Origin of the sequence: Haloarcula sp. CBA1131 (assembly GCF_008728975.1) — an archaeon.
GTDB classification, from domain to species: Archaea; Halobacteriota; Halobacteria; order Halobacteriales; family Haloarculaceae; genus Haloarcula; species Haloarcula hispanica.
Genome location: NZ_RPCY01000001.1, coordinates 221,223 through 241,127, shown reverse-complemented (window position 1 = coordinate 241,127; position 19,905 = coordinate 221,223). Strand labels below are relative to the sequence as shown.

Annotated in this window: 12 protein-coding genes, 2 tRNA genes, 3 rRNA genes and 1 pseudogene; 13 read left to right on the top strand and 5 right to left on the bottom strand. The window is 60.5% G+C overall.

Features of this window, described 5'->3' with window-relative positions; all coding sequences use genetic code 11:
• The first annotated feature begins 31 nt into the window (after nt 1–31).
• From Har1131_RS01250 to pheT, 3 genes are all read left to right on the top strand, one after another.
• Nucleotides 32–1,681 (top strand): tryptophan--tRNA ligase, encoded by a 1,650-nt coding sequence (locus Har1131_RS01250; RefSeq protein ID WP_050038263.1) that lies wholly within the window; start codon nt 32–34, stop codon nt 1,679–1,681.
• A 273-nt stretch (nt 1,682–1,954) separates the two neighbouring features.
• Nucleotides 1,955–3,466 carry a phenylalanine--tRNA ligase subunit alpha gene (locus tag Har1131_RS01245; protein WP_050037411.1) on the top strand — a complete coding sequence of 504 codons (1,512 nt, stop codon included), beginning with the start codon at nt 1,955–1,957 and terminating at the stop codon, nt 3,464–3,466.
• On the top strand, nt 3,466–5,220 hold the full coding sequence (gene pheT / locus Har1131_RS01240; RefSeq protein ID WP_151144702.1) for a phenylalanine--tRNA ligase subunit beta: 1,755 nt from the start codon (nt 3,466–3,468) through the stop codon (nt 5,218–5,220). The genes Har1131_RS01245 and pheT overlap by 1 nt, the downstream gene beginning before the upstream one ends.
• 45 nt (nt 5,221–5,265) lie before the next feature.
• Here pheT and Har1131_RS01235 read toward each other — a convergent pair.
• From Har1131_RS01235 to Har1131_RS01225, 3 genes and pseudogenes are all read right to left on the bottom strand, one after another.
• Nucleotides 5,266–5,744 (bottom strand): annotated as a pseudogene (locus Har1131_RS01235) (RDD family protein).
• Nucleotides 5,745–5,783: 39 nt separating this feature from the next.
• Nucleotides 5,784–6,836: a quinone-dependent dihydroorotate dehydrogenase gene (locus tag Har1131_RS01230; RefSeq protein ID WP_151144699.1), complete on the bottom strand. Its 1,053-nt coding sequence runs from the start codon at nt 6,834–6,836 to the stop codon at nt 5,784–5,786.
• Nucleotides 6,837–6,941: 105 nt separating this feature from the next.
• The gene (locus Har1131_RS01225) at nt 6,942–7,139 is read right to left on the bottom strand and encodes a hypothetical protein (RefSeq protein WP_004516407.1); all 198 of its coding nucleotides are present in this window, start codon (nt 7,137–7,139) and stop codon (nt 6,942–6,944) included.
• 248 nt (nt 7,140–7,387) lie between these two features.
• On the opposite strand from Har1131_RS01225, the gene Har1131_RS01220 reads away from it, so the two are divergent.
• From Har1131_RS01220 to Har1131_RS01185, 7 genes are all read left to right on the top strand, one after another.
• A complete protein-coding gene (locus Har1131_RS01220; protein ID WP_004516406.1) occupies nt 7,388–7,696 on the top strand; it encodes a non-histone chromosomal MC1 family protein in 309 nt (102 codons plus the stop codon).
• Between the two features lie 660 nt (nt 7,697–8,356).
• A 16S ribosomal RNA gene (locus Har1131_RS01215) occupies nt 8,357–9,827 on the top strand.
• Between the two features lie 105 nt (nt 9,828–9,932).
• Nucleotides 9,933–10,004: transfer RNA gene (locus Har1131_RS01210), tRNA-Ala, on the top strand.
• A gap of 201 nt (nt 10,005–10,205) precedes the next feature.
• Nucleotides 10,206–13,136 (top strand): 23S ribosomal RNA (locus Har1131_RS01205).
• A gap of 135 nt (nt 13,137–13,271) precedes the next feature.
• Nucleotides 13,272–13,394: ribosomal RNA gene (gene rrf, locus Har1131_RS01200) — 5S ribosomal RNA — on the top strand.
• Together the 16S, 23S and 5S rRNA genes with 2 tRNA genes alongside form the textbook arrangement of a ribosomal RNA operon.
• Nucleotides 13,395–13,782: 388 nt before the next feature.
• Nucleotides 13,783–13,858 (top strand) — tRNA-Cys (locus tag Har1131_RS01195).
• Between the two features lie 414 nt (nt 13,859–14,272).
• Nucleotides 14,273–15,385, top strand: coding sequence for a DUF5305 domain-containing protein (locus Har1131_RS01185; RefSeq protein ID WP_050037414.1), 1,113 nt, complete (start codon nt 14,273–14,275; stop codon nt 15,383–15,385).
• A 10-nt stretch (nt 15,386–15,395) separates the two neighbouring features.
• Here the strand turns inward: Har1131_RS01185 and Har1131_RS01180 are convergent, their stop codons facing one another.
• Both Har1131_RS01180 and Har1131_RS01175 read right to left on the bottom strand, forming a co-directional pair.
• A complete protein-coding gene (locus tag Har1131_RS01180) occupies nt 15,396–16,610 on the bottom strand; it encodes a hypothetical protein (protein ID WP_079980818.1) in 1,215 nt (404 codons plus the stop codon).
• Nucleotides 16,611–16,702: 92 nt separating this feature from the next.
• A complete protein-coding gene (locus tag Har1131_RS01175) occupies nt 16,703–17,230 on the bottom strand; it encodes a hypothetical protein (RefSeq protein ID WP_014039244.1) in 528 nt (175 codons plus the stop codon).
• A gap of 163 nt (nt 17,231–17,393) precedes the next feature.
• Here Har1131_RS01175 and Har1131_RS01170 point away from each other — a divergent pair, with 163 nt between their 5' ends.
• The 3 genes from Har1131_RS01170 to Har1131_RS01160 all read left to right on the top strand — a co-directional run bounded on the left by Har1131_RS01170 (nt 17,394) and on the right by Har1131_RS01160 (nt 19,899).
• Complete coding sequence (locus Har1131_RS01170) at nt 17,394–18,041, top strand: hypothetical protein (protein WP_191907460.1); 648 nt, start codon at nt 17,394–17,396, stop codon at nt 18,039–18,041.
• A 161-nt stretch (nt 18,042–18,202) separates the two neighbouring features.
• The gene (locus tag Har1131_RS01165) at nt 18,203–18,763 is read left to right on the top strand and encodes a hypothetical protein (protein ID WP_023843080.1); all 561 of its coding nucleotides are present in this window, start codon (nt 18,203–18,205) and stop codon (nt 18,761–18,763) included.
• On the top strand, nt 18,760–19,899 hold the full coding sequence (locus tag Har1131_RS01160; RefSeq protein ID WP_050007651.1) for a LamG domain-containing protein: 1,140 nt from the start codon (nt 18,760–18,762) through the stop codon (nt 19,897–19,899). The genes Har1131_RS01165 and Har1131_RS01160 overlap by 4 nt, the downstream gene beginning before the upstream one ends.
• The last annotated feature ends 6 nt before the right edge of the window (nt 19,900–19,905 follow it).

Sequence of the window (19,905 nt, the reverse complement as noted above, 5' to 3'; positions counted from 1 at the left end):
TAACGTGGCTCACCGCGAGCCGACCACATCCATGACAACGGACGACTCCCACCACGACGACGCATCGCCCGACGAGGACCGCCGCCAGTCGGGCGGAACGTGGCGGGAGCCTGACGCCCGCTCCGGCGGCGAGTCGGTGCTACCGGACGGCGGCACTGAGGCCGAAGGGGCCGACGAGGCGACGCTCGACCCCTGGGGCTCCTCGACTATCGCCGACTACCGCAAACTGTTCGAGCAGTTCGGCATCGAGGCGTTCGACGAGGTGCTCCCCGAAGTTCCCAATCCCCACTACCTGATGCGGCGGGGCGTCATCTTCGGCCACCGAGACTACCGACCGGTCGCCGAAGCGATGCGCAACGACGACCCCTTCGCCGCGCTGTCGGGGTTCATGCCGACCGGCGACCCCCACATCGGCCACAAGCTAGTCTTCGACGAAATCATCTGGCATCAACAGCAGGGCGGGGACGCACATGCGCTCATCGCGGACCTCGAAGCTCACAGCGCCCGCGGGCTGTCCTGGGACGAAATCGACGAGCACGCGACGGACTACGTCCTTTCGCTGCTTGCGCTCGGATTCGACCCCGATGAGGGGACGCTGTACCGCCAGTCCGACAACCGCGAGGTACAGGACCTCGCGTTCGAACTCGGCGCGGAGGCGAACTTCTCGGAACTGCAGGCCATCTACGACTTCGACGGTGAGACCGACGTCTCCCACATGCAGTCGGTCGTCACCCAGATGGCGGACATCCTCTACCCGCAACTGGACGAGCCCAAGCCGACGGTCATCCCCGTCGGCCCGGACCAGGACCCGCATATGCGCCTGGCGCGGGACCTCGCCGCGCGGATGCGGTACTTCGGCGTGACGGAGGCCTTCGCCAGCTTCGAGGCCGACGCCGTCGAGCGGACGCTGCTCCGGCAGGCCTACGATGCTCGGGAGGAGTACGCCGAGGACGTCGACCGGCCGCGGTGTGGCGAGGCCGCCGACTGGCTGCGCGACCACCAGCCAGCGCCCGCCGACGCCCGCGAGTCCGTCGTCGCGAAACTCGACGAGGCAGGAAAGGAACCGCTCCGACCGCGGATTCGGTTCCTTGACCGCAACGCCACCGACGTAGCCTTCGAGGCCCTCATCGAAGCCATCGACGGCGAGAAACGGGTGTACGACGAGCACATCGACACGTTCGACCTGGACCACGCCGAGGCTGAGGAGCTGGCTCGCCAGGTCGAACTCGACAACGGCGGCTACGGGTTCCAGCCGCCCTCGTCCATCTACCACCGGTTCATGACCGGCCTCACCGGCGGCAAGATGTCCTCGTCGATTCCGGCCTCGCACATCTCGCTGCTGGATGACCCGGAGGACGGCTACGACAAAGTGAAATCGGCCACCACCGGTGGTCGCTCCACAGCCGAGGAACAGCGCGAGAAGGGCGGGAAGGCCGACGAGTGCCCGGTGTACGAGCTGTACGCCTACCTGCTCTCGGGCGACGACGACGAGTTCGCCAAAGAGGTCTACGACGAGTGTGTTGGCGGCGAACGGCTCTGTGGCGGCTGCAAGGAGCAGGCCGCCGAACTGATGGCCGAGTTCCTCGAAGACCACCAGGAGAAACGCGAAGAGTGGGAGGACAAGCTCGACGAACTCGATATCGACCTCGACTCCGACCGCGCGCCGACGACCGCGGACTGAGAACCGAGCCGAGACACCCCGTCTCGTGTCGAGACGAGTACACGCACAACGCTTTTAGCCGCTAATCACAATCGCTCAGATATGGCACCCGAATCCCACCCAGGCGTCGCTCGTCAGCCACTCGACAGTCCGGGGTTCGGCTTCTTCTTCGCTGCCTGATCGTGTGTGGACTCTGACGGCGTCGAGAGGCGAGGTCAGACGAAACCGCGAACAGGAAGTGAGAACCGTTAACTGAGCGACCCGCGGTTATCCCCACAAGACCGAGACACCCGTATGAAACGACCACAGGCACAGGTGGCCGTCCTGCAGGCCGCCGACGCACAGGAAGACAGGCGTATCGACGACGTGGCTGCGGAGGCTGACATCAAGCCGGAAGCGGCCACCAGAGCGGCGTTCGAACTCGAATCCGACGGGCTGCTCGCCGTCGCCGAGGAAACGCTGGAACACTACGAACTCACCGAGGAGGGCGACCAGTACGTCCGGGAAAGTCTGCCCGAACAGGACCTCTACGAGGCGGCCGTTGACGCCGGCGCTGCCGACAACCCGGTCCAGATGGGGCAGGCCATCGGCGCGTCCGGCCTCGAAGGCGGCGCGGTCGACATCGCGCTCTCGAACTACGCCCGCAAGGCTTACGGTGAGATCGACAGCGGCGAAATCACGGCCAACCCGGACGCCGACCCCGGGTCAGACCCCGAGATGCTTGCACTGGAGGCGGTCGCCGACGGGCGCGTCGAAGACGCCGACGCGGACGCGCTCGACCAACTGGAACGGCGCGGCCTCCTCGACGTGCGAGAGGAGACTGTCCGCTCGGTCCGGCTCACCGACGACGGTGTCACCGCGCTGATGGAGGGCGTCGAAGCCGCCGAGACCGTCGACCAGCTCACCCCGGAACTGCTCACCAGCGGCGAGTGGGAAGACGTGGCGTTCACCGAGTACAACGTCGAGGCCGACGCCGAGGACGTGAGCCACGGCAAGGAGCACATCCTCCGCCAGACGGCCAATCGCGTGAAGGACACGCTCGTCGGCATGGGCTTCTCCGAGATGGAGGGCCCCCACGCCGACGCCCAGTTCTGGATCAACGACTGCCTGTTCATGCCACAGGACCACCCGGCGCGGACCCACTGGGACCAGTTCGCCCTGGAGGAGCCAGAGGAGATCGGCCACCTCCCCCCGGACCTCGTCGAGCGGGTCCGCTCGGCCCACAGGGACGGCGTCGGCCCCGACGGCGAGGGGTACCACTCGCCGTGGACCGAGGACATCGCCCGCGGGATGGACCTACGGGGCCACACCACCTCGCTGTCGATGCGCTATCTCTCGGGCCATCAGGTCGGCGAACTCGACCCGCCCGAACGCTACTTCAGCGTCGAGAAGGTGTACCGCAACGACACCCTTGACCCGACACACCTGCTTGAGTTCTTCCAGATCGAGGGCTGGGTGATGGCCGAGGACCTCTCCGTGCGGGACCTGATGGGGACGTTTACGGAGTTCTACGAACAGTTCGGTATCACTGATCTGGAATTCAAGCCCCACTACAACCCCTACACGGAGCCGAGCTTCGAACTGTTCGGCACCCACCCCGAGACCGGCGAGGTCGTCGAGGTCGGCAACTCCGGTATCTTCCGCGACGAGGTGCTCACGCCGCTCGGCGTCGACTGCGACGTGATGGCGTGGGGCCTCTCGCTCGAACGACTACTCATGCTCATGTATGGCTTCGAGGACATCCGCGACGTGCACGGGACGCTCTGTGATCTTGAACTGCTGCGGGAGACGGAGGTGATGCGCTGATGCCGGTCGTCGACGTCGACCCCGATGAACTACGGTATCTGACTGGGCACGACGAAAAAGACGACGACGAACTCAAGTCGGACCTGTTCAATCTCGGGCTGGAATTCGAGGGCTGGACCGAGGACGACGAGTTCCAGCTAGAGTTCGCGCCCGACAGACTCGACCGCCTCTCCGTCGAGGGGGTCGCGCGGTCGCTGCGCTACCACTACGGCGACGACCGCGGCGTGGAGGTCCCCAACACGAACAGCGCCGACTGGAGTATCGAGGTCGAGGACCAGCCAGACGAGCGCCCCTATGTCACCGGCGCTATCGTCCGCGGCCTGGATATGGACGAAGCGGCGCTGGAGTCGCTCATCCAGCTGCAGGAGAAGCTCCACGCGACGATGGGCCGCAAGCGGGCGAAAGGCGCGATTGGGGTTCACGACCTGACGATGTTGAAAGGCGACTCGGTCACGGACGAGACTGGCAAGTCTATCACCTACACCAGCGCCGACCCGGACGAGGCGACGTTCGTCCCGCTGGACGCCGACGCGGAGATGACCCCCAGCGAGGTCATGGCGTCTCACGAAACCGGCCAGACCTACGGCGACCTCGTGGCCGACTTCGACCGCGTCCCGGCCATCTACGACGCAATCGGCCTGTTCTCGTTCCCGCCGGTCATCAACGGCCGCCGGACCGAGGTCAGCGTCGACTCCCGGGACCTGTTCATCGAGATGACCGGGACCGACCAGTGGACCATCGACCACATGTGTAATATCGTCTGCTACGCGCTCGCCGCCCGCGGCGGCCAGGTCGAGAAGGTTGACGTGTCCTACGCCGACGACGCCCCCGGCGAGTACACCGGCAAGACGCTGGAACGGCCGGACTTCTCCGTCCGGACGAAGACGGTCACGCACGACCGCATCGAGTCCATCCTCGGCGTCTCGCTGGATAGCCGCGAGGTCATCGACTACGCCGAGCGCGCCGGCCTCGATGCGACCGAGACTGAATCTGACGACGGTGTGGCATACGACGTTGAGGTCCCACCGTACCGCGTCGATGTCATCCACCCGCTGGACATCATCGACGACATCGGGCGGGCGCTCGGGTTCAACAGCCTCGAACCGACCTACCCCGACGTATCGACGGTCGGCGGCCGCCACGAGCGGTCCCGGCTTGAGGACGCCGCCCGCGACGCTCTGGTCGGGCTGGGCTTCGAGGATTTGCTGAACTTCCACATGATAAACGAGGCCGAGAACTTCGAGCGGATGAACCTCTCAACGCCGGAGGCCGAAGACGGAAACGACGCAGACACTGTCGGTCTGGTTGACCCGGTCACCATTCAGGAGCCCTACAGCGAGGACTACACCATTCTCCGGACGTGGGCGCTCCCGTCCATCATGATGGTGCTGGAAAACAACACCCACCGGAGCTACCCGCAGGATCTCGCCGAGATCGGACTGGCCGCCGGTCTCGACGACTCGGAGAACACCGGCGTTGCCGAACACCGCACCGTCGCGGCCGCGCTCGCGCGCACGGACGCTTCCTACGAGGATGCGAAGGCTCGCCTCCAGGCGCTCGCCGACGCCTTCGACAAGGACCTCGAAACGCCGCCGACCACGCATCCATCGTTCATCGGCGGCCGCGTTGCCGAAGTGGTTCTCGACGGCGAGCCGGTTGGCGTTATCGGTGAAATCCATCCGAAGGTGCTCGTCGAACACGACCTGGAACTACCTGTGGCTGCGTTCGAGTTCCGGTTAGACGCGCTGGAATAGCTTCGACTGCGAGCGGAGCGAGCGTCCAATTCTCTCCGCGCTGCTCTACTTGTCGCTCGGGTACACGTACTCTACGTCGCTCGGTTTTCCTGTGGCCTCTTCGTCGGTTTCGACCACGATGGTCGAGGAGAGCTTGTTGAACAGCCGCAGCCCTTCTTTCTCGTAGGCCAGCCAGCCCACGAGGATGTCGATGGGAAGCAGGAACGCCTTCCCGAAGCTCTCGATGGCTGCCGTCCCGTAGTCGATGGCGTCGCCGCGTTCGTCCGTCACGGCGATGTTCATCACCATTTTGCCCGCCGACTGACCCTGCCGGCCTTCGAGGGCCGTCCAGTAGATGAACAAGCCGAGGCCGTTCAGGCCGATGGCTGGGGTGGTAACTGAGAGCCCCGGGTCAGGAGCGAAAACACGCCAGCGGCCTCACCCAGTGCGGAGAGGACGATACCGACGAGCAGGACGTCGAGGAGCCAGGCGAGAAAGCGGTCGTCCCAGGCGGCGATGTGGTGGGTGCGGGGACTGTCGCCCATGCCGGCGGTTCGCTGCAACCGTACTTCAAGATTCGCTGGTTACAGGTCCGCGCCGACGGCGTCCTCGACCGAGTCGAAGCCGTCCTCCGCGAGCAGGTCCAGCAGTCCCTCGTTGATTTCGCGGGCGATGGACGGGCCGCGGTACACCAGGCCGGTGTACAGCTGGACGAGTGAAGCCCCAGCGCAGATCTTCCGGTATGCGCCCTCCGCTGTCGAGACGCCACCGACGCCGACGACGGGCACGTCGACACGCTCGGCGACGAACCGTACCATCTCAGTCGCCTGATTTTCGATTGGCTTCCCCGAGAGGCCGCCCGTCTCGACCGCGTTCGGCGAGCGCAGACTGGCGGGCCGTTCCGTCGTCGTGTTGGTCGCGACGACGCCGTCTAGGTCGAGTTCAGTCACCAGATCAAGTGCATCCTCAACTGCCGGCTCGGGGAGGTCCGGCGAGAGCTTCACGAGCAGCGGGGCCGCGCCAGCGTCCTGTAGCTCACTGAGGATCGCTTCCATCGCGTCGCGGTTCTGGAGCTCCTCGAAGCCCTCCGAGTTTGGACAGGAGACGTTGACGACGAAGAAGTCCCCGCCTTCGGCGACGTGTTCGTACGTGGTCCGGTAGTCGTCGGGGGCCTCGCTCGTTCCGACGTGTTCGGTCTTGGCGATGTTGACGCCGACCGGGAACGGGGCGTCGACGTTCTTCAGCCGCTCGCCGATGACGATGGCCCCATCGTTGTTCAGTCCCATCCTGTTGATGATGGCCTCGTCCTCTTTGAGCCGGAACATCCGTGGGCGGGCGTTCCCTGTCTGTGGCTCGGCCGTGACACCGCCGACCTCGGCAAAGCCGAAGCCGAGCGACGCCAGGGTTTCGGGGATGGTCGCGTTCTTGTCGAATCCGGCGGCGACGCCGACTGGGTTGTCGAAAGTCCGACCGAACGCCTCTACGCCAAGTCGGTCGTCAGCGACGGTGTAGCGGTCGGCCATCACGTCGGCGACGCGCGTTCCGTCGATTGCCTCCAGCAGTCGGTGGACGCTCCGGTTAGCAGTTTCGGCTGGCAGTGAAAACAGGAGTGGTTTCGCGATATCGTAGGGTCTCATTGTGATGGTAGTCCGGTTGGCCCGAAAAACAGTGGTGACCGGTTGATATCGGGCGATGGCTCCGGCATCTCCGCCCGGTGGCACTGTGTCACCGTCGATGGTGCCTCAAAAGTCGTGTTCGACCTCTTCGGGGTCGGCCTTCTGGATGATAATCTTGTTGTCACGGACGCGGACGAACACCTCGTCGCCGATCTCCATCCCGGCCACGGCCAGCTCGTCTTCGTGAATGTTGATATGTACGTTGTGGTACTCGCCGTCCTCATCTTTGGCGCCACTCGGGCTGAGCTTCTTCTTTCGCACCATCGCGCTATCCTACTCCGCACTTCACCGCAGGATACACTTAAGTCTACCGTGCCGCCGGCCGCTGGCTGGTGGTTTTGTGGACGCGCGTGACGATTTCGACCCGAATATTCGGCTTGAACTGGCCGGTTTGCTGGTTTGAACCGGTACGTGATGGCTTCAATTTATAAAGGTACCCCCCGACGGAGGGCGGATTGGGGGGTATATTTATGTTCTGCCATGTGCTGAATTGGCATGGAGCGGTGAAATCCATGGCACCCGACAGTGACAAGCGCAACTTCGCACTGCGCGAAGACGGTGACGAATCGAGCGTCTTCTCGGGCGGAACACCTCGACAGGCTGCGCTGAAGGCAGCACGTCGACTCGAGCCGGCCGACGGTGAAGATCAGGCTGACCCTGAGGAGATACGACTACGGGAGAAAGGAACCCACAAAGTCCACATCTACGAGGCGTGGGCATGGGTCGAGGAAGCACCCGACGACAAACCCGACTGGATGCCCGGCGACATCACGAAAGGGAACGTCTCGAAGCAGGGCGTCGAACACCTAGACGAGATCTAGGTCGCATTCCCGACATTTTCGGTGCAACGCCCGGCCGGTAGCGGCTGCTGTAACTGTTCGTGCGCGCGCGGAGTCGACGTCTGTTTCGGCGTCCCATTCCCGACACGCCGTACTGACCGTCTGCAGTCGTGTGCAACACTCTCCCCCGTGTAATCTTGTCCCGTAGGCGACTCCCTTCGACGGGGTTAAGTGTGGCTCACCCATCGGAATGAAATGCGAACGCGGACAGGGGCCGACGCCCCCGAACGAACGCACTCGTTCCGACGCCCTTAAGTGTAACAGGACATTCGGAATGAACGCGAAGGTCGCTCGCGTCGTGCGGTTCGACGCGAGTCCCATCCGATGCCCTTAAGTGTAATAGGGAACTCGGAATGAACGCGAACGACGTTCGGTCGGGGTGTTGAACCCCTGCCGACACGGACCAGGCGGGATCGACTCGCCAACGAAACTCGAAGCCTTTATGGTGGCTTCGAGACAACAATCAGGTCCGAAGAAATGAGGATTCCACCCCTGCGGTCCGCCGTCAAGATGGGATCTGATGTTAGCCCTGATAGTTCGGTGACACTCGGTCGACGGGTGTCCTCGAACACCCTTCGATAGCGACCACACCCATTATATGGGTGTGATCCCGCCTAACCCCCCGGCATTGTGCCGGGATACATTCCGGTTGATCCTGCCGGAGGCCATTGCTATCGGAGTCCGATTTAGCCATGCTAGTCGCACGGGCTTAGACCCGTGGCATATAGCTCAGTAACACGTGGCCAAACTACCCTACAGACCGCGATAACCTCGGGAAACTGAGGCCAATAGCGGATATAACTCTCAGGCTGGAGTGCCGAGAGTTAGAAACGTTCCGGCGCTGTAGGATGTGGCTGCGGCCGATTAGGTAGATGGTGGGGTAACGGCCCACCATGCCGATAATCGGTACAGGTTGTGAGAGCAAGAGCCTGGAGACGGTATCTGAGACAAGATACCGGGCCCTACGGGGCGCAGCAGGCGCGAAACCTTTACACTGCACGACAGTGCGATAGGGGGACTCCGAGTGCGAGGGCATATAGCCCTCGCTTTTCTGTACCGTAAGGTGGTACAGGAACAAGGACTGGGCAAGACCGGTGCCAGCCGCCGCGGTAATACCGGCAGTCCAAGTGATGGCCGATATTATTGGGCCTAAAGCGTCCGTAGCCGGCCGGACAAGTCCGTTGGGAAATCGACGCGCTCAACGCGTCGGCGTCCAGCGGAAACTGTCCGGCTTGGGGCCGGAAGACCTGAGGGGTACGTCCGGGGTAGGAGTGAAATCCTGTAATCCTGGACGGACCACCAATGGGGAAACCACCTCAGGAAGACGGACCCGACGGTGAGGGACGAAAGCTAGGGTCTCGAACCGGATTAGATACCCGGGTAGTCCTAGCTGTAAACGATGCTCGCTAGGTGTGCCGTAGGCTACGAGCCTGCGCTGCGCCCTAGGGAAGCCGAGAAGCGAGCCGCCTGGGAAGTACGTCTGCAAGGATGAAACTTAAAGGAATTGGCGGGGGAGCACCACAACCGGAGGAGCCTGCGGTTTAATTGGACTCAACGCCGGAAATCTCACCGGTCCCGACAGTAGTAATGACGGTCAGGTTGACGACTTTACCCGACGCTACTGAGAGGAGGTGCATGGCCGCCGTCAGCTCGTACCGTGAGGCGTCCTGTTAAGTCAGGCAACGAGCGAGACCCGCACTTCTAGTTGCCAGCAATACCCTTGAGGTAGTTGGGTACACTAGGAGGACTGCCGCTGCTAAAGCGGAGGAAGGAACGGGCAACGGTAGGTCAGTATGCCCCGAATGGACCGGGCAACACGCGGGCTACAATGGCTCTGACAGTGGGATGCGACGCCGAGAGGCGGAGCTAATCTCCAAACGGAGTCGTAGTTCGGATTGCGGGCTGAAACCCGCCCGCATGAAGCTGGATTCGGTAGTAATCGCGTGTCAGAAGCGCGCGGTGAATACGTCCCTGCTCCTTGCACACACCGCCCGTCAAAGCACCCGAGTGGGGTCCGGATGAGGCCGTCATGCGACGGTCGAATCTGGGCTCCGCAAGGGGCTTAAGTCGTAACAAGGTAGCCGTAGAGGAATCTGTGGCTGGATCACCTCCTACTGATCGGGATCAGGCCTCTGGCCTGACCCACCTTTCGGTGTTCGAGAACTCCGTCGACCGGGCACCTATGAACTATCAGGGCTAACAACCGTGCGGATCTGCCGGGCCCATAGCTCAGCGGGAGAGCGCCGCCTTTGCAAGGCGGAGGCCCTGGGTTCAAATCCCAGTGGGTCCATACGACGTGCCAGCCCCGAACCGTGCCCCTTAAGTGTGGGACGGCGATGGGATATGGTACGACGACAGATGCACCAGGCCGGGTGAAACCGAGCCTGGGAAGGGTCGATTCGCCCACCATCTCCACCTTGGGGGCGAATATGAAACCGTGTGTACGTGCGATCCAGGCGTCCACTGGACTCGTTCAGTTGAACGAGTCACAACGACGTTGGCTACTATGCCAGCTGGTGGATTGCTCGGCTCAGGCGCTGATGAAGGACGTGCCAAGCTGCGATAAGCCATGGGGAGCCGCACGGAGGCGAAGAACCATGGATTTCCGAATGAGAATCTCTCTAACAATTGCTTCGCGCAATGAGGAACCCCGAGAACTGAAACATCTCAGTATCGGGAGGAACAGAAAACGCAATGTGATGTCGTTAGTAACCGCGAGTGAACGCGATACAGCCCAAACCGAAGCCCTCACGGGCAATGTGGTGTCAGGGCTACCTCTCATCAGCCGACCGTCTTCACGAAGTCTCTTGGAATAGAGCGTGATACAGGGTGACAACCCCGTACTGAAGACCAGTACGCTGTGCGGTAGTGCCAGAGTAGCGGGGGTTGGATATCCCTCGCGAATAACGCAGGCATCGACTGCGAAGGCTAAACACAACCTGAGACCGATAGTGAACAAGTAGTGTGAACGAACGCTGCAAAGTACCCTCAGAAGGGAGGCGAAATAGAGCATGAAATCAGTTGGCGATCGAGCGACAGGGCATACAAGGTCCCATGACGAATGACCGACGCGCGAGCGTCCAGTAAGACTCACGGGAAGCCGATGTTCTGTCGTACGTTTTGAAAAACGAGCCAGGGAGTGTGTCTGTATGGCAAGTCTAACCGGAGCATCCGGGGAGGCACAGGGAAACCGACATGGCCGCAGGGCTTTGCCCGAGGGCCGCCGTGTTCAAGCGCGGGGAGCCACACGGACACGACCCGAATCCGGACGATCTACGCATGGACAAGATGAAGCGTGCCGAAAGGCACGTGGAAGTCTGTTAGAGTTGGTGTCCTACAATACCCTCTCGTGATCTATGTGTAGGGGTGAAAGGCCCATCGAGTCCGGCAACAGCTGGTTCCAATCGAAACATGTCGAAGCATGACCTCCGCCGAGGTAGTCTGTGAGGTAGAGCGACCGATTGGTGTGTCCGCCTCCGAGAGGAGTCGGCACACCTGTCAAACTCCAAACTTACAGACGCTGTTTGACGCGGGGATTCCGGTGCGCGGGGTAAGCCTGTGTACCAGGAGGGGAACAACCCAGAGATAGGTTAAGGTCCCCAAGTGTGGATTAAGTGTAATCCTCTGAAGGTGGTCTCGAGCCCTAGACAGCCGGGAGGTGAGCTTAGAAGCAGCTACCCTCTAAGAAAAGCGTAACAGCTTACCGGCCGAGGTTTGAGGCGCCCAAAATGATCGGGACTCAAATCCACCACCGAGACCTGTCCGTACCACTGATACTGGTAATCGAGTAGATTGGCGCTCTATTTGGATGGAAGCGGGGGCGAGAGCTCCTGTGGACCGAATAGTGACGAAAATCCTGGCCATAGTAGCAGCGATAGTCGGGTGAGAACCCCGACGGCCTAATGGATAAGGGTTCCTCAGCACTGCTGATCAGCTGAGGGTTAGCCGGTCCTAAGTCTCACCGCAACTCGACTGAGACGAAATGGGAAACGGGTTAATATTCCCGTGCCACTATGCAGTGAAAGTTGACGCCCTGGGGTCGATCACGCCGGGCATTCGCCCGGTCGAACCGTCAAACTCCGTGGAAGCCGTAATGGCAGGAAGCGGACGAACGGCGGTATAGGGAAACGTGATTCAACCTGGGGCCCATGAAAAGACGAGCATAGTGTCCGTACCGAGAACCGACACAGGTGTCCATGGCGGCGAAAGCCAAGGCCTGTCGGGAGCAACCAACGTTAGGGAATTCGGCAAGTTAGTCCCGTACCTTCGGAAGAAGGGATGCCTGCTCCGGAACGGAGCAGGTCGCAGTGACTCGGAAGCTCGGACTGTCTAGTAACAACATAGGTGACCGCAAATCCGCAAGGACTCGTACGGTCACTGAATCCTGCCCAGTGCAGGTATCTGAACACCTCGTACAAGAGGACGAAGGACCTGTCAACGGCGGGGGTAACTATGACCCTCTTAAGGTAGCGTAGTACCTTGCCGCATCAGTAGCGGCTTGCATGAATGGATTAACCAGAGCTTCACTGTCCCAACGTTGGGCCCGGTGAACTGTACATTCCAGTGCGGAGTCTGGAGACACCCAGGGGGAAGCGAAGACCCTATGGAGCTTTACTGCAGGCTGTCGCTGAGACGTGGTCGCCGATGTGCAGCATAGGTAGGAGACACTACACAGGTACCCGCGCTAGCGGGCCACCGAGTCAACAGTGAAATACTACCCGTCGGTGACTGCGACTCTCACTCCGGGAGGAGGACACCGATAGCCGGGCAGTTTGACTGGGGCGGTACGCGCTCGAAAAGATATCGAGCGCGCCCTATGGCTATCTCAGCCGGGACAGAGACCCGGCGAAGAGTGCAAGAGCAAAAGATAGCTTGACAGTGTTCTTCCCAACGAGGAACGCTGACGCGAAAGCGTGGTCTAGCGAACCAATTAGCCTGCTTGATGCGGGCAATTGATGACAGAAAAGCTACCCTAGGGATAACAGAGTCGTCACTCGCAAGAGCACATATCGACCGAGTGGCTTGCTACCTCGATGTCGGTTCCCTCCATCCTGCCCGTGCAGAAGCGGGCAAGGGTGAGGTTGTTCGCCTATTAAAGGAGGTCGTGAGCTGGGTTTAGACCGTCGTGAGACAGGTCGGCTGCTATCTACTGGGTGTGTTATGGTGTCTGACAAGAACGACCGTATAGTACGAGAGGAACTACGGTTGGTGGCCACTGGTGTACCGGTTGTTCGAGAGAGCACGTGCCGGGTAGCCACGCCACACGGGGTAAGAGCTGAACGCATCTAAGCTCGAAACCCACTTGGAAAAGAGACACCGCAGAGGTCCCGCGTAGAAGACGCGGTCGATAGACTCGGGGTGTGCGCGTCGAGGTAACGAGACGTTAAGCCCACGAGCACTAACAGACCAAAGCCATCATTCATACGCACTGTGACTCATTCACCGACGATTTACTCGTCGCTGACCGAGTCCAGGCGCAAACTGGATCGCACGTAATCACACGGTGGAAAAGTTGATCGAGACTGGTGCTTTCGTGGTTCGATTCCACGACTCGACGTTAGGCGGCCACAGCGGTGGGGTTGCCTCCCGTACCCATCCCGAACACGGAAGATAAGCCCACCAGCGTTCCGGGGAGTACTGGAGTGCGCGAGCCTCTGGGAAACGCGGTTCGCCGCCACCATTCATACTTACATAGCCCACTCAGGAGAGGTATCTCTCCCGAGTGGGCTTTCTGTATTTGTACAAACCGAGAGCTACGTGGCTGGATCGAGAGTTCGCAGACTTGTGAAGTCGAATTGAACGAATTCACAGCACTCCTCGACGGTGTCGCACCTGCTGTCTGTCGAGATGGTCCGAGCGGATCTTGACGATGTACGGCTCGTGTATGCCGTTAATTCCGCCGCGGGTCGCACTACTTGCCAACGCGAGCAGTTTGGTTCTTTGGACGGGGACAATCATCAATCTACAGTACTATCCCGGTCGAGGGAACGGTGATCTGGATCAGGCAGAGAGTAATGGCTAATCGAATTCGCTACGCTTAAACGACCGAGTTGACTACCTCTATTCGCGCCAAGGTGGCAGAGTCTGGCCTAACGCAGCGGCCTGCAGAGCCGCCCATCGCCGGTTCAAATCCGGCCCTTGGCTTCCTCGTCTCTTACACCCCCGAGAAGTGCCGGTACGTAACTGTTACCTGCCTTTCTCTATAGACTCGACGTTGTGAACTGTTGCTCGAAAACGGTTGCACACAGAATCAAGACTCTATCGAAGAATACAGTACGGGCAGGCCGCTCATGGAATCCGCTTTCGACGGGGCAACGCCCGACCTATCGGGGTCGCACGAACTATAGTAGCCATTGAAAATCAATGCACACCTGATCGCACTGCCGTCGTGCGATCAGTGTGTAAATCGTTTCGATTGTTACTATAGTGTACGGCCACAAACTGGTTCCCGGGACATTCGAAGCTGGAGTTAGCGGAGATGGGGGCGGCGGAGAAAGATGGATGACGCTGCTGACCCGGTATCAACTCTTATTTGTCGGCACCAGTATTACAGTTGCAATGGGGTTGTTGGGACGGGAAATACGGCGGACAGTCGTCGACAACTACGAACTGCTACTGATTTGTCTGATCGCCATCGCTGCGGTTGGCGGATATCTCACGTATACGGGCCACGTTGCTCCGGGAACGGACACGACTACGCGTCAGGTGTCGTCGTGGCAGTCGTCCGGATCGTTCTCCCACAATGCGACAGTTCGCAACGGTACCTCGGCGTTTCCAGAGGGTGAAGTGCTCGAAGATCAACCTGTGTATCTCCGGACGGTCGCCCCCGTATTGGACGGCGCGTTCACGTACACGTACAGCGCCAGCAACGAAAGCGACCTTACGGCCTCGGCTGACGTGTTTGTTCAGTATCGCTCCGTCGAATCAACCCAGAACGGAGAGCTCGTCTACTGGGAGGTCAAACGACCACTGACACAAGGCACTGTGCAGTCGCTGGCCGCGGGTGAGCGGCTGACGGTTCCGTTCTCGCTGAATGTCAGTCGCGCAGCCGAAACTGTTCGACGTATCGATTCGGAACACGGCCAGACGTCCGGTCGACTTGAGATGGCGGTGGTCTCTCAGGTGGCTCTTTCGGGGACGCGCAACGGGCAGTCGGTCGACACGACTCGGACGTATCGCCTCCCGATTATCCCGAGGCAGAGCAGCTACCGGGTCGAAAACGCTGGCCCGGTTCCGAACAGTGGTGACCGAACCGTCGAAGCGCAGGTCGAAAAAGCGTATGGACCGATCTGGACTCTCGGTGGCCCAGTGCTCCTGCTTGGTAGCTTTAGTGGTGCTGCTGCCATCGTCTACGGGCGCACGACCGACTATCTCACACTGACCGACGCCGAGCGCCGATGGCTCGCATACAAGTCCGCCCGTGAGGAGTTTGACGATTGGATAACCGTCGGCCGGGCTGATCCAGTCGACGACGACGTCTGGACGACTTCAGTTGATTCGCTCGTCGGGCTCGTGGACGTCGCAATAGACACCGAGGAACGTATCATCGAGTCAGATAGCGATTCTGAACTCATCGTGTACACTGGTGACCGACTGTTTCGGTACGCGCCTCCGCCAGAACCCGGAACTGATTCGACTGTGGGAAACAGTGACGCTGAGACACCGGACTGACCGGGTTGTTTTACTGCTTTTCGGTGCCGTCGTCGTCGGCTTGCAGTTCGGGCAGTGCATCGAGTTCTGGGACCAGCCGGTACCCGGTCACCGTGCCGACTGCAGCGGAGAACGCGAGCGCCGCAACCAGCTGCGAGACTGGGCCGAAGCCAGCGCCTGAGGCAGCTGCCACGACAAGAACCGTGAGTACGATTCCGGCAAGACCGATCGCGGTCTCGCGGACAGCGACGCGCCGGAACCGGCGACGGCGGTCACTCGGTTGCGTCTGGAGTACCGGGAGGACATCGTGATATCGCGTCTGCACGAGGTAGTTCGTCACTACGACGAGCAGGCCAGCGATGAACGCCCACGGCCCCCAGCTAATTCCGAATGCCGGCTCGAAGCCGAGCGTGAATCCGTTCGGTTCGGCTGACTGTTGACTTTCGGGTGTCGTCGGCACGGGCTCAGCGCCACCGCCGGCCACGGTTTCGGGTTCTTCTTCGCTGGTGGTGGGCGTCTCAGCCGGTTCGTCGGTCGACGTCCCGACACCAGTACCGCTGCCACCGCTTCCGCCGCCAGCGGCTGTTTCAGTCTCGTTCCCGTCATCGTTTACGGTCTCGTTCGTCGAGTTACTGTCCGTCGGCGTTGGCGTCGGCGTCGTGGGATCGCCCCCGCCCTGCGTACCACTCCCATCATCGTTACTGGGTGGCACACCGCCACCACCGCCACCGGTTGACCCACCGCCGCTCCCACCGTTGCTCTCGTCCCCTTCGGTTGACTGCTGTTCGGGAACAGGGGCGGTGATCGATATCGTGCCAGTGAAGTTGCGCTCCGCTGGCGTCACTGCCAGCCCAAAGCGCACTGATTCGTCGGGCTCCAGCGAGACAGTGTCGCCGGCGACTTGTGCTCCGGTGTCCATCCGGTACATGCGAACTGTTTCCGGCTCGCTGTCCAGTTCGACGGTAGCGGCACTATCAGTCCCCTCGTAGCCCGCAAACCCGACGACGAACAGGTCATCGACGCGGGTCTGACCGTTCGGGAGCACTGGTGAAAGACTGATGCGTAGCTGCCCTGTCTCGTCGTATTCGACGTACTGGTCCCCGTTTACCGTGTCAGCGGGAGCCAAGTAGACGCCGGAGTTCCGGTCGGGTGCAACCTCGTCGCCGTCGATGAAGGCACCTGTCGCCATAGCGGTCCCTGCGAGGAGGACGACCGCTGCCATGACAGCGATGAGAGTGCGATTCATAGTTGGTTGTGTCGTGCCGACTGCGTTGGATCTTCGTGTGTGCCTGTATCTGGGCCTGTTGGTCGGCGGCCAGCGCCGGAATCGCGTTTCACTTACTGCTGGACCGCCTCGACGACGAAGGTCACGTCGCTGATCTCGCTGAGATCGTCGCCATCGACGCCGTCATCTCGGAGGTCGACAACGATGTCCAGTTCCACGGTGTCGCTGTAGCCGCCGTCTGAACTCCCGCCGTCGGGGTCGAGCGTGATAGCCTGGTCCGAGCCGACAATTGAGACGCCAGCGGACCCCTCCCGGAAGTCCAGAACTTCACCGTTTGTGGGGTCATCCCCAACCCCGGTAGTGCTGTCATCAATATAGAGGTTGACCTTGGATTGGCTGTTGTTGTCGACCTCCAAAGCGTTCTCGAAGCTGGTCTTCGCTTGTTCGTTGAGATTCGTCTGTTCGAAGTTGATGATATCAACCGACTCGTTTGTGTCCGTCCCGACGATGCTCGTGGCACCGCTCCCCGGGCTGAACCCCACCTGTGCCGATCCGGTATCGCCGGTGACTTCGAGATTGACGTTCCGGTCTGCTTCGATAGAGGTGAACGCACCGGATCCAAACACCGCACCCGTCCCCACACTGGCTGCACCAATACTAAGGAGAAAGCCACGCCGATTCATTGGAAGCTAGTTCACGGCATAGTGGCTTAGTACTGAACAGCGTTAGCGGCTTCAATGAGTGCTTTAGCCGGGCTAATGCAACAAAATAGTAAGTGGTACCCTCTCGATAAGCGAACTGAACATGAAACTGAACCGTAGAAGCGTACTCGGTCTCATCGGGACAGTCGGTATCGGATCTGGCGCGGCGTTCGGCTCTGGTGCATTTAGCACTGTCAGCGCAACGCGTGAAGTCGAAGTCAACGTCGTTGGCGCTGACGGCAACGGCTCCGAGATCGCAACCGAATTTACTGACGTGCTTGTCGACGCGTCCGCCGATGAGGTTGCGCTTCGGAATAGCAACGACGATCTCGTTACCGACGCTTCAGGACTATTTCCGAATTCAGACAGTGACTCCTCCAATGACACGCTTACTCCAGAAGGTGGCAACAACTCACAATTGTCAGATAGCTACGTAAGCCTCATCGCGAACGATGTGTCTGTCGTCTTTGGATACGAGGACGGTGGAACCGACGAACGGCTGATGCCAAACAGTACGTACGACTATGAAAGTGGGTTCTTCAAACTGGTCAACAACGACGACGGAAACTCGACGGCGTTCAACGTTGAGCTGAGTACCGGCAGCGGCCTTCTTTCCGATATCAACGGGAGCGGCGATACCCACAGCGAAGAGGTGTCTGCGGGCGGGGTTTCTGACCTCTCTGCAACCCTCGAAACGGGCGACAGCGCCCAGGAAACCGAAGACCTGACAATCACAATCACTGAAGTATAACGGGTTGGCTCTGCTGTTCGACTCCTTCACCTATCCATGCCCTGCTGCCGGCAGACGCCTGCCTCTGGCGATGGATGTCTAGCGTAGAAAATACAGTTACTTACCATTTACAATCAAATACGAACAAAAAATCTATCAAGTAGTGCAGTTTAAACAGGAACATGGGACAGGTGGGGGTTAGCCGGCCAGAAGAGCGACAGCTATCGCGTGATGACGTATACGACATACTGAGCAACCAACGGCGCCGGTACGCTTTACACGCGATAAAACAGGAGGACGAGTGCGCCGAACTCTCTGACCTTGCCGAGCAAGTCGCTGCGTGGGAAAACGACAAGTGCATTCAGGAGATCACGTCCACGGAGCGACACCGCGTGTACACGTCGATGCAGCAGACACATCTCCCGACGCTTGAACGCGCGGGAGTCATCACGCACGACAACGGGACAGTTACGATGACCGATACAGCTGACAGCCTTGACGTGTACCTTGACGTCGTCCCGGGGGATTCGATTCCGTGGGCGGAGTACTATCTCGGGCTCGCCGCTGTTTCGTTAGCGCTCGTCGTCGCTGTCTGGGTCGGTGTCTTTCCACCGTCGGTTCCGTCGCTCGTGTGGCCGACGGTCATCACGCTGCTGTTTCTCGTCTCTGCGGCGTACCACGTCACGGAGACTCGCCGGCTGCAACTCGGCGCAGCCGATAAGCCACCGGAGTTGTCGGAATGAACAAGAAGTGGACCCGACGTGGTGCACTCGCGTTCATCGCTGGTGGGGCAGGCCTGCTCGCTGCTGAAACATCCGGTGTCACTACCATCGACGCAAAGCGGTCCAGTAACCTGAAAGCGACCGACGGCAGCGATGCACTGCTTGGTATCGACATCGGCCCAGTCAGTGGAATGGACGGCCAGCAAGTGACACTGCTAACGCTCACCAACAACTTCGACCAGCAACTTACGAGTGTTCGTGTCAGCCCCGGTCCCGCTCCACCGTTCGAAACTGTCCAGACGCCGAACAGGCTTCTGCCGGGCGAGAGCGGCGATGTCACAACGACGCTCGCCTGTGACTCAGAAGGGAGTACCACTGTCAACCTTGATATCACTGCTACCGGCGACGACCAGCGTATCGAACTGAGCCGATCGGTTTCAGTCGAGTGTCGCGACCCCAAGGTGTCGTGGTGGCACTTCGAAGATGTTAGCAGAACGGATATACCGGATTCCTGGGCCGCTGGCAACGATGGCGAACGGGAGTTTAGTTTTGACAGGGACCGCGACCGCTTTTATGAACCAGACCTAGCGACATCCAGTCAGGGCCGCGGCGAAGTGCTCAATTTCGATGGTGACGATGCCGTCACCGTTCCTGACGACGATACGCTCGACTTGACTGATGATTTCTCGCTCTCTGCCTGGGTATTCCCCCGAAGCCAGAATGGCCTCACACGACTGTTCAGCAAGTGGAACTCCCGTGGCGACGATAGCTATCAGTTCGGCTTCGGTGGTGGTTGGAAGGGTTCGGACGACAGAGAACTGCTCATCGAGACCACCGACGATAACAAACTCACGGGTGTTTCGCTGACGAAGAACCGGTGGGCACACGTCGTGTGGACCCACGGATCACAGGACAGGGTGTACGTCAACGGGGCGCAAAAGGGGCCGACGTTTTCGCTCCCCGATGCGCAGGCGTCCGAACAACCGCTTCGAATCGGTACAGGACTCAATTCTGGCGGGAACGCTATCTATGGATTCGACGGTGCCATGGACGAACCCAAGGTGTACGACGCCGCGCTCACCGCCGAGCAGGTGAGCAATCTCTACAATTCAAGCACGGCAAGCGCAGGTGGTGGCGGCGGCGATATCACCGGCTGAACCCGC

What these genes read in the sequence shown, in the direction of transcription:
- Har1131_RS01245 (WP_050037411.1), top strand. Translation starts at nt 1,955, where the DNA reads ATGAAACGACCACAGGCACAGGTGGCCGTCCTGCAGGCCGCCGACGCA.
- Har1131_RS01160 (WP_050007651.1), top strand. Translation starts at nt 18,760, where the DNA reads ATGAACAAGAAGTGGACCCGACGTGGTGCACTCGCGTTCATCGCTGGT.
- Har1131_RS01220 (WP_004516406.1), top strand. Translation starts at nt 7,388, where the DNA reads ATGGCACCCGACAGTGACAAGCGCAACTTCGCACTGCGCGAAGACGGT.
- Har1131_RS01180 (WP_079980818.1), bottom strand. Translation starts at nt 16,610, where the DNA reads ATGAATCGCACTCTCATCGCTGTCATGGCAGCGGTCGTCCTCCTCGCA.
- Har1131_RS01250 (WP_050038263.1), top strand. Translation starts at nt 32, where the DNA reads ATGACAACGGACGACTCCCACCACGACGACGCATCGCCCGACGAGGAC.
- Har1131_RS01230 (WP_151144699.1), bottom strand. Translation starts at nt 6,836, where the DNA reads ATGAGACCCTACGATATCGCGAAACCACTCCTGTTTTCACTGCCAGCC.
- pheT (WP_151144702.1), top strand. Translation starts at nt 3,466, where the DNA reads ATGCCGGTCGTCGACGTCGACCCCGATGAACTACGGTATCTGACTGGG.
- Har1131_RS01225 (WP_004516407.1), bottom strand. Translation starts at nt 7,139, where the DNA reads ATGGTGCGAAAGAAGAAGCTCAGCCCGAGTGGCGCCAAAGATGAGGAC.
- Har1131_RS01185 (WP_050037414.1), top strand. Translation starts at nt 14,273, where the DNA reads ATGGGGTTGTTGGGACGGGAAATACGGCGGACAGTCGTCGACAACTAC.
- Har1131_RS01170 (WP_191907460.1), top strand. Translation starts at nt 17,394, where the DNA reads ATGAAACTGAACCGTAGAAGCGTACTCGGTCTCATCGGGACAGTCGGT.
- Har1131_RS01165 (WP_023843080.1), top strand. Translation starts at nt 18,203, where the DNA reads ATGGGACAGGTGGGGGTTAGCCGGCCAGAAGAGCGACAGCTATCGCGT.